The organism is Streptomyces sp. NPDC048483, from assembly GCF_040651455.1.
Taxonomy (GTDB): Bacteria; Actinomycetota; Actinomycetes; order Streptomycetales; family Streptomycetaceae; genus Streptomyces.
In genome coordinates this window covers 1-9,022 of the sequence record NZ_JBEZJZ010000189.1, presented here as the reverse complement: position 1 = coordinate 9,022, position 9,022 = coordinate 1, and the positions used below count along the sequence as shown (strand labels likewise).

General features: G+C 74.9%; 8 protein-coding genes. 2 read left to right on the top strand and 6 right to left on the bottom strand.

What is annotated here, in order from left to right; translation table 11 throughout:
* Nucleotides 1–125 precede the first annotated feature (125 nt).
* Genes AB0D04_RS41360 through AB0D04_RS41335 form a run of 6 tightly spaced genes read right to left on the bottom strand, consistent with a single transcriptional unit; the run spans nucleotide 126 to nucleotide 7,266 of the window.
* A complete protein-coding gene (locus AB0D04_RS41360) occupies nucleotides 126–977 on the bottom strand; it encodes a CoA ester lyase (protein WP_362712568.1) in 852 nt (283 codons plus the stop codon).
* A complete protein-coding gene (locus tag AB0D04_RS41355; RefSeq protein WP_362712567.1) occupies nucleotides 974–2,215 on the bottom strand; it encodes a CoA transferase in 1,242 nt (413 codons plus the stop codon). The genes AB0D04_RS41360 and AB0D04_RS41355 overlap by 4 nt, the downstream gene beginning before the upstream one ends.
* Nucleotides 2,212–3,765, bottom strand: a complete 1,554-nt coding sequence (locus AB0D04_RS41350) for an ADP-ribosylglycohydrolase family protein (protein WP_362712566.1) — start codon at nucleotides 3,763–3,765, stop codon at nucleotides 2,212–2,214. The genes AB0D04_RS41355 and AB0D04_RS41350 overlap by 4 nt, the downstream gene beginning before the upstream one ends.
* Nucleotides 3,766–3,767: 2 nt before the next feature.
* Nucleotides 3,768–4,964 (bottom strand): ADP-ribosylglycohydrolase family protein, encoded by a 1,197-nt coding sequence (locus AB0D04_RS41345; protein WP_362712570.1) that lies wholly within the window; start codon nucleotides 4,962–4,964, stop codon nucleotides 3,768–3,770.
* A gap of 8 nt (nucleotides 4,965–4,972) precedes the next feature.
* A complete protein-coding gene (locus AB0D04_RS41340; RefSeq protein WP_362712565.1) occupies nucleotides 4,973–6,181 on the bottom strand; it encodes an ADP-ribosylglycohydrolase family protein in 1,209 nt (402 codons plus the stop codon).
* Nucleotides 6,178–7,266 (bottom strand): ADP-ribosylglycohydrolase family protein, encoded by a 1,089-nt coding sequence (locus AB0D04_RS41335; RefSeq protein ID WP_362712564.1) that lies wholly within the window; start codon nucleotides 7,264–7,266, stop codon nucleotides 6,178–6,180. Before AB0D04_RS41335 ends, AB0D04_RS41340 begins: the two co-directional genes overlap by 4 nt.
* Nucleotides 7,267–7,536: 270 nt before the next feature.
* Between AB0D04_RS41335 and AB0D04_RS41330 the strand changes: the two genes are divergently transcribed.
* Both AB0D04_RS41330 and AB0D04_RS41325 read left to right on the top strand, forming a co-directional pair.
* Nucleotides 7,537–8,268, top strand: a complete 732-nt coding sequence (locus tag AB0D04_RS41330) for a VIT1/CCC1 transporter family protein (RefSeq protein WP_362712569.1) — start codon at nucleotides 7,537–7,539, stop codon at nucleotides 8,266–8,268.
* A 291-nt stretch (nucleotides 8,269–8,559) separates the two neighbouring features.
* A partial coding sequence (locus tag AB0D04_RS41325) for a hypothetical protein (protein WP_362712563.1) occupies nucleotides 8,560–9,022 on the top strand: 463 nt, incomplete at its 3' end.

The window sequence follows — 9,022 nt, the reverse complement described above, 5'->3', positions numbered from 1 at the left end:
CGGAACGTGTCGTACGTTCCGGGTCCGCCCGGCGCTTTTGCATGCGGGGAACGGGGGCTCAGCGGCTGCACCTACTCACCGCAACCGGCAACGGCTCCTGCCCCGGTGCACCACGCCCTACGGTGCTAACGGCGGCGCACGGCCAGTGCCAGTACCCGCTGCGCGCCCGCCACCACCGCCGCGTCCACGAACCGCCCGTCCGGCAGGGCCAGCGCCCCCTCCTCCGCCGCCGCGGCCCCGACGACCTCCTCCGCCGCCTCGATCTCCTCGGCCGAGGGAAGGTAGGCCGCCTCGATGACCGGGAGCTGACGGGGATGGATCGCCGCCCGGCCCCAGAACCCCAGGTCGCGGCCGTGCGCGCAGGAGCGGGCCAGCCCGTCGGTGTCGCGTACGTCCGGGTGGACCGACTGCGCGGGCGGCGCCAGGCCGGCCGCGCGGGCCGCGACCACCGCCCGACTGCGCGGCCAGGCCAGCCCCGCCTCGTCCCGCACCCCCAGTTCCGCGCGCAGATCGGCCTCGCCGAGCGCGAGGCCGCACAGCGCCGGGTGTGCGGTGGCGATGGCGAAGGCGTGCTCGATGCCGAGCGCCGATTCGAGCAGGGCGTACAGGTCCGGCGGGCCACCGGCCGAGGCCCAGGCGGCGGCGCGAAGGACGTCGGCCGTGCCCTGGACCTTGGGCAGCCGCAGCCCGGCCAGGCCCGGCAGTCCGGCCAGGGTGCGGATTTCGGTCTCGGCGAGCGGGCCGTCCAGCGCATTGACGCGCACATGAACGGGGGCGGGGCCCGGCGCCGGGTCGGTCAGGAGCTCGGCGGTGGCGCGCAGCGCACGGTCCTTGCGGTCGCCGGCGACCGCGTCCTCCAGGTCGACCACGATCACATCCGCCCCGCAGCCGAGCGCCTTGGCGACCGTGTCCGGCCGGTCGCCGGGGACGTACAGCCAGGTCAGGGGAGGGGAGACCGTGGGCTCCGGAGGGGTCACAGCGCGCCCGCCTCCCGCAGTCCGGCGATCTCGGGGCCGGTCATTCCGAGTTCGGCCAGCACCTCGTCGGTGTCCGCGCCGTGCGGGCGGCCCGCCCAGTGGATGGCGCCGGGTGTCTCGGAGAGCCGGAAGAGAACGTTCTGCATCCGTACGGTGCCGAGCTCGTCGTCCGGGACCTCGGTGATCGATTCCAGGGCCCGGTACTGCGGGTCCGCCAGCACATCGCGGATGTCATGGACCGGCGCGATGGCCGCCTCGGCCCGTTCGAAGGCGGCGAGGACCTCGTCCCGGCCGTGCCGGGCGATCCAGCCGCCGACCGCCGCGTCCAGCTCGTCGGCGTGCCGGGCGCGCCCCTCGCCGGTGGTGAACCAGGGCTCGTCGATCAGCTCCGGCCGGCCCACCAGCCGCATCACCCGCTCCGCGATGGACTGGGCCGAGGTGGAGACCGCCACCCAGCAGCCGTCGGCGGTGCAATAAATGTTGCGGGGCGCGTTGTTGGTGGAGCGGTTGCCGGTACGGGGCTGGACGTAGCCGAGCTGGTCGTACCAGATGGGGTGCGGGCCGAGCACGGTCAGCATCGGCTCGATGATCGCCATGTCGACGACCTGGCCCCGGCCGGTGGCATCCCGGCCGCGCAGCGCGGCCATCACGGCGTATGCGGTGGTGAGGGCGGCGACGGAGTCGGCGAGGCCGAACGGCGCCAGCGTCGGCGGGCCGTCCGGCTCCCCGGTGAGCGCGGCGAACCCGCTCATCGCCTCGGCGAGGGTGCCGAATCCGGGGCGCCGGGCGTACGGGCCGAACTGCCCGAAGCCGGTGACGCGGGCGAGCACCAGGCGCGGGTTTGCGGCGGCGAGTTCGGGCCAGCCCAGGCCCCATTTCTCCAGGGTGCCGGGGCGGAAGTTCTCGATGATGACGTCCGTATCGGCGGCGAGGCGCAGCAGGACGTCGCGGCCGCCCGGTGTGGACAGGTCGAGGGTCATCGTCTTCTTGTTGCGGCCCAGCAGCTTCCACCACAGGCCCACGCCGTCCTTGGCGGGCCCGTGTCCGCGTGCGGGGTCGGGCCGCCGCGGATGCTCGACCTTGATCACCTCGGCGCCGAAGTCCCCGAGCATGGTGGCGGCGAGCGGCCCGGCGAAGAGCGTGGCGAGGTCGAGGACGCGGAGCCCGGCGAGGGGGCCCGCCGGGGCGGGCCCGGGCAGCGGGTACTCGTACAGGGTGGTCAGGGAGGGGTCGGTCATGGCGCGGGCGCCTCCGGTCGGTCGGGATGGGCATACGTGGCCTGCGTGGCCTGCGTGGCTCGCGCGGCCGGTACGGCCAGTGCGGCGGTGCGCGCGGCGAGGGTGTCGAAGCCGATGCCGTCCAGGCCTCCCCCAAGCTCTCGGCTTCTCCCCCACTCGCGGCTCCGCTCGACCGGGGGGACCCCCATGAGCAGGGAGGTACCCCCAACGCTGGTGGCGAGCCGGCCCCGCAGCGGTGCGATCCAGCGGCGGGGGAGGGCGGCGGGGCGGCCCGCGAGCAGGCCGGTCAGCGAGCCGGCGGTCGCGCCGTTGGAGTCGGTGTCCCAGCCCCCCGACACCGCACGGCAGATGGCACCGCTGAAGTCCCCGTCGGCGTGGGTGAGCGCGGCGGCCAGCAGGGCGGCGTTGGGCACGGCGTGCACCCAGTGGTGGTGGCCGTAGGTGCGGTGCAGCCGGTCGACGACGGCCGGGAAACCGTCCGCGGTGCCGGTGGGCTCGTCGCGCGCCGCCGCGATCCCGAAGCGGACGGCCTGCGCGAGCCGGGACCGTCCGGGGATCACCGCGAGCCCGGCCCGCAGCGCACCGTGCACGTCCGCGCCGCCGCCCGCCGCCTCCGCCATGGCGGCGGCCACGAACATCGCCGCGTACACCCCGTTCGCGGTATGGCTGAGCGTGGCGTCCCGCCAGGCCCCCTCCGCCGCGGCCGCCGGGTCGCCCGGATGCGTCCAGCCGTGCACGTCCGCGCGGATCTGTGCCCCGATCCACTCCCGGAACGGATTGCGGTACCGCGCGGTGCCCGGCGGCTCGATGCCGTCCAGGAGGTTGCGGTACGCGATGCGCTCGGCGGTGAAGGTACGGCCCGCCGGCAGTTCGTCCAGCCACAGCCGCGCCACATCGCAGGTGGTGAAGCCGTGGCCGTGGCGTTCGAGCAGCAGCAGCCCGAGCAGCGGGTAGTTGAGGTCGTCGTCCTCGGGCATCCCGTCGATGTTCTCGGCGAGCGAGGTGGAGCTGCTGCGGCGGTTCCACGGATAGCGGGCGGCCACCGCCGGATCGAGTCCGACTTCGGTGAAGTACGAGGTCAGTGGCCAGTTCCCGGTCGCGCGGGCGAGCGCCCGGATGCCGGCCAGCGGCAGCTTCTCGACGGGCTTGCCGAGCAGGCAGCCGGCCGCCCGCCCGAGCCAGGCGGCTTCCAGGCGGAGGGCGAGGTCTTCTGGGCCGGGTGCCTGATGTGCCGTCAGCCCGGCTCGGTGCAGGGGCTGTTGCAGTGCCCGGATCGCCGCCAGCCCCGTCGGCTCTGCCTCGTCCGACGGGCAGGGCAGCAGGCCGAGTTCCTCCAGCAGCCGCTCGGCGAGCGGGCGCAGCGACGGGTCCGAGGGCGCGGCGGACGCCCCGGCCCGGTCGGGCGGCGGTGCGCCGCCCGCCGCCCGCCACCGCCGGGCGATCCCGGCCGCCTCCCGTCCGTCCTCTGCCGCCTGCCGCAGCTCGTGCCCGACCAGGTCCTCCGGCTGCACCCAGGTCACCCGGAGCGACGGCGGGGCCGTCGTGGCCACGGTCATCCCTCCGCGACGCCGGTGAGGGTGGCGAAGGCCTGCTCATGGGCGCGGCGGCGGGCCCGGTCGCGGGCGAAGACCTCGCGGGCGACGGCCGCCAGGGCCGCCGCCGGGGCGTGCAGATCGAGGCGGCTGGCGCGGGCGACCTCCGTACTCCACTCCGCCGGCACGGCCGCGGCGCCGTGCAGTGCGCCCGAGATCGCGCCGCTCATCGTGGCGATGGAGTCGCAGTCGCGGCCGTAGTTCACCGACCCGAGGACCGTGCCGCGGAAGTCGCCGCCACAGGCGAGCAACAGGCCCAGCGCGATGGGGAGTTCCTCGATGGAGTGCAGCCGGGAGGGGCGGCGGGCGCCCAGTGACGGGTTGCGGTAGTCGGGGCCCACGGTGTCGAAGGGGGCGACGGCCGCGCGCAGCGGCGCCAGCGCGGACTCGAAGCCGGTGTAGAGCGCGGCGGCCTCGCAGACCGCCTCGATCGCGGCGCGGGTGCCGTCCTTGGCGAGCCGCAGCGCATGGCCGATGACGGAGCCCACGGTGGCGTCCGGCACGAACGCGGCGGCCACGGCGGCGGCGAAGACGCCTGCCGCCTCCCGTCCGTAGGAGGACTGATGGGCGCCGGAGAGGTCCAGCGCCTCGGCGTACGCCCGGTCCGGATGGCCGGCGTTGACGATGCCGACCGGCGCCATGTACATCGCCGCACCGCAGTTGACGATGTTGCCGACGCCCGCCTCGCGCGGGTCGATGTGCCCGTAGTGCAGCCGCGCCACGATCCACTTCTCGGCGAGGAAGATGCGGTGCAGCGGCAGCGCCTCGTCCTCCAGCTCGGGGATCCAGCGCGGGGTGCCGATGAGGTCCGGTACGAGGTGGTCGGCGATGTCGAAGGCGTCGAGGTGGTCGCGGACCTTCTCGTAGACCCGTACCAGCGCATGGGTCATGAGGGTGTCGTCGGTCACATGGCCGTCGCCCTTGTGGAACGGCGCGATGGGGCGTGCGGTGCGCCAGTCCTCGTGGAACGGGCCGACGATGCCTGTGACCCGGCCGCCGTGCCGGGCCGTGATCTGCTCCGGCGTCCAGCCCTCGACGGGCCCGCCGAGGGCATCGCCGACGGCGGCGCCGACCAGGCAGCCGGCCGCCCGGTCCTCCAGGGCGGCGTTCCCGGTGGCCGGGTCCTGGGCCGGGGCCGGTTCCGGGGCGGTCTGCATCGTGTGCGTCATGTGCGGGTGAGTCCTTTCAGGGTGGGGGCGGCGGGGGAGTGGGGCGGGGGCGGGAGGGCGTCGCGGCGGGCGGCCCGGCGGGTGGCCGGTTCCGTACCGGCCAGCCGCCCGGCCAGCTCGACGAGATCGGTGCCGGCCAGGCGCGGCAGGGCGCAGCCCGACAGCACCCGGCAGGCGTCGCGCCAGGTGCGCGGCAGGGCGCGGGCGCCGCCGAGCGCACCGGTCAGCGCGCCGGCGAGGGCCGGCGCGGAGTCGGCGACGCGGGAGAGGCAGGCGGCGGCCGGCACCGCCTCGGCGACCCGGCCGCCGCCCGCGATGGCGAGGGCGAGCGCCACGGGAACGGTCTCGGCCGCGGCGATGCCGTAGCTGTAGACGTGGTCGACGATCTCGTGCTCCAGGACGGGGACCAGCGCAAACGCGGTACCGGGCCGGTCGGTGGCCGCGGCGCGGGCGAGCTCGACCGCATGCAGGGCGTTACGGCGGATCTCGGTGCCCTCGGGGAGCTGGCCGAGGGCCGCGGCCACGCAGTGGTCCACCGGCGCCCCGCCGAGCGCCGCCGCGACCGCCGCGGCCATCGCGCGGGCGCCGTGCACCCCGTCGCCGTCCTGGGTGTAGCGCGCGTCGTACTCGGCGAGCCCGGCCGCCGCGGCCGGCTCACCGGGATGGACCACGGCCAGCACAACGGCCCGTACACAGGCCGCGTCGTCGAAGTAGTGCGGGTTGTCGTGCCCGGTGGCGGGCGGCCGCAGCCCGGCGGCCAGGTTGCCGAGCCCGGCCCGTACGGAGATCCGGGCGCGCAGCGGCAGCACCGCGGACTCCACCTCGGGCGCCCGGTCGGCGGCCGCGGCGATCTCCCCGGCCAGCGCGTTCCAGGCCAGGTCGAGGGCGGCCCGCAGCCGGTCGTCCTGGCCCGGGTCGCTGAGCCGGTCACCGGCGGCGGTCAGCACCGCCTCGGCGGTGAAGGCCGCCCACTCGGCGTCGTCCGAGGGGCCGAGCCGCAGGGGCTCGGGCGGCTGGTTGAGGGCGATGGGGACGGGCAGCGTGGTGGTGGCGTTCTGCTCGGCGAAGGTGTCCAGCTCGCGGGTCAGCCGCCGGGTCCACTCGGGCATCCGTGCCGCCCGGTGCCGGGCCGCGGGCCATCCGGCGGCGTCCCCGGAGGCCAGCCCGAGCAGCAGGCCCTCGATACGGTCCCGGGCCGCGGTCATACGGCCGCCCCGGCCGGCACACCCGCAGGTGCCAGCAGCTCCGCGATGTCCCGTACGTGGTAGCCGGCCATCGAGGGCAGGCAGCTGCCGCGGGCCGGGCCGATGGCGGCCGTCCAGTGCTCCGGGATCGCGGCGGCGCCGCCCAGAGCTCCCGCCAGCGCGCCCGCCACCGCCGCCGTGGTGTCGGCGTCGCGGCCCATGTTCACCGCGGTCAGGACCGAGCGGGTGAAATCGCCGCCGGCCGCCGCGAAGGCCCCGAAGGCCAGCCCGACGGCCTCGGGCGCCAGGTCCGTCCAGGGGTAGCCGCCGACGACGACCGCGGAGCGCACCGCGCGCTCCGTCCCGAGCTGGGTCATGCCCGGGTCGTGCCGGCAGCGCTGGGCCGCGCCGACCGCGCGGCGCAGTGAGCGGGCGGTCCAGGAGTCCTCGGGGACGACGGAGAGCGCGGCCGCGATCACCGCGTCGGTGATGGGGGTCCCCCCTGGACCGGAGCTTGTCGAAGGCCCCGGGGGGACGCCGACCATGGCGGTGGCGACCCCGGCGGCCACCGCCCGGCCGCCGTAGATCCCCTCGCCGTCGTGGCTGACCGTCCCGTCGATGGCCACCAGGCGGGCGGCCTCGGTGGGGCGCCCGGCGGCGAACACCCCGAACGGCGCGGCGCGCATCGCCAGGCCGTCGCTCCAGGCGTGCCGGTGCTGCGCCGAGATCGGGGCGGCGAGACCGCGGCGCAGGTTCTCCAGGGTGCCGCGCTCGCTGAAGCCCGCGCCGCGGAACGGCCCCTCGTCGCGGTCGGCGATCCACTGGTGCCAGGCGGCCTCGACATGGGCGACGGTCAGCGCCGAGCCGTGCGCGGCCAGCAGCAGCCCGGAGAAGATCGCGTACTCGGTGTCATCGGTGCCGGCCGGGTCGTCCTCGACATAGCCCTCGATACGGCCCCAGCGGCGGCGGATCTGCGAGGGCTTCATGTTCTCCGCGGGCGCGCCGAGCGCATCGCCGACCGCGAGCCCGAGCATCGCCCCGAGGGCCCGGTCACCCGGCGCACCGGGCACGGCGGCCGGCGGGGGCGGGAGATCCGGTGCGCTCATGGCGGGCCCTTTCGTCTGCGGGTCGGGGTGTATCCGTCCCACGCGGCGGGCCGCCTTTCCTGCGCTGCGCGGCGAGGTCACCCGGTCGACGCGGCGCCTGACGGGACGTCAGCATTCTGTTTTCGGTAAACCCGCAGTTCAGGGCGGTAAGTTCGGCCTTCCTTGCTAGCGGCGGAGGGTGCATCGCGCATAGCGTCGAGGCGTTGCAGGGGGAAGCGCCGCCATCGGCCCACACCTCGTGGAAGGGGGAGGACCCCGGATATGTCCGTCATGGAGATCATGGACAGCGCGGCGCCGACGCATGTGGCGCACCGTGACAATCACACCCACCGTGACGTCAACGGCGGCTGGCTGCGCCCCGCCGTCTTCGGTGCGATGGACGGCCTGGTCTCGAACCTCGCCCTGATGACCGGTGTCGCCGGCGGCTCCCTGTCGCAGCAGACGATCGTCATCACCGGCCTGGCGGGCCTGGCCGCCGGTGCCTTCTCGATGGCCGCCGGGGAGTACACCTCGGTCGCCTCGCAGCGTGAGCTGGTGCTGGCCGAGCTGGACGTCGAGCGGGCCGAGCTGCGCAAGCACCCGAAGGACGAGCTGGCGGAGCTGGCCGCCCTCTACGAGTCGCGGGGCGTCGAGCCGGCGCTCGCCCGGGAGGTCGCCGAACAGCTCTCGAAGGACCCCGAGCAGGCGCTGGAAATTCACGCTCGCGAAGAATTGGGAATAGACCCGTCCGACCTTCCTTCTCCCGCTGTTGCCGCCATTTCTTCCTTCGGATCGTTTGCTTTGGGCGCGCTTTTGCCCGTACTTCCTTATCTCCTGGGAGCTTCGGCCCTGTGGCCGGCGGTGGCGCTCGCGCTGCTCGGGCTCTTCGGCTGCGGTGCGGTGGTGGCGCGGGTGACGGCGCGTACGTGGTGGTTCAGCGGATTGCGCCAATTGGCCCTGGGTGGCGCGGCCGCGGGTGTGACGTACATCCTGGGAACGTTGTTCGGAACCGTCGTAGGGTGACGCGCGGCGCGGGGCCTCGCACAATTAACGCGTTACCCAGCGGTTTCGGTTTGTTGACGACCGGGCATAAGGCCCAGGCGTCGCGGGCAATGTCGCTCGCCGGACGCCGCATTACGGGATGGCGGAGTGTCCGCCCGTGTCCTTGATCCACCGCAGTGCGCGGTGTCCGTATGTTGGAAGGCACTATCCGCTTTTCGAGAAGCGGGCCATCCTGTAACCTGCACGAAATTTCGCGGAGGGCCAACGTCGTCCCTCGGCAATGCCTATGCCACGACGACGTTGGGAGAGCCGATGCGTTCCGCGTCCACGCACTCCGCGACCACCGGCAGCGCTCGCGCCGCCTGGTCGCCCATGGACGGGCGCCCCGCCCAGCAGGGGATGTACGACCCTCGCAATGAGCACGACGCCTGCGGCGTCGGCTTTGTGGCCACCCTCACCGGCGAGGCCAGCCACACGTTGGTCGAGCAGGCGCTCACCGTCCTGACGAACCTGGAGCACCGCGGTGCCACGGGCTCCGAGCCCGACTCCGGCGACGGCGCCGGCATCCTGCTCCAGGTCCCGGACGCGTTTCTGCGCGAGGAAGCCGCCTTCGAGCTCCCCGAGGCCGGCGCCTACGCCGTCGGTATCGCCTTCCTGCCGTCCGAGGCCCGCGAGGCGGCCGACGCCGTCTCACGCATCGAGACGATGGCCGTCGAAGAGGGCCTGAACGTCCTCGGCTGGCGCGTCGTCCCCGTCGCCCCGCGAGCTGCTCGGC

Bases quoted from the DNA above. Each gene is read 5' to 3' on its own strand.
- AB0D04_RS41355 (WP_362712567.1), bottom strand. From the start codon at position 2,215: ATGACCGACCCCTCCCTGACCACCCTGTACGAGTACCCGCTGCCCGGG.
- AB0D04_RS41345 (WP_362712570.1), bottom strand. From the start codon at position 4,964: ATGCAGACCGCCCCGGAACCGGCCCCGGCCCAGGACCCGGCCACCGGG.
- AB0D04_RS41340 (WP_362712565.1), bottom strand. From the start codon at position 6,181: ATGACCGCGGCCCGGGACCGTATCGAGGGCCTGCTGCTCGGGCTGGCC.
- AB0D04_RS41335 (WP_362712564.1), bottom strand. From the start codon at position 7,266: ATGAGCGCACCGGATCTCCCGCCCCCGCCGGCCGCCGTGCCCGGTGCG.
- AB0D04_RS41330 (WP_362712569.1), top strand. From the start codon at position 7,537: ATGGAGATCATGGACAGCGCGGCGCCGACGCATGTGGCGCACCGTGAC.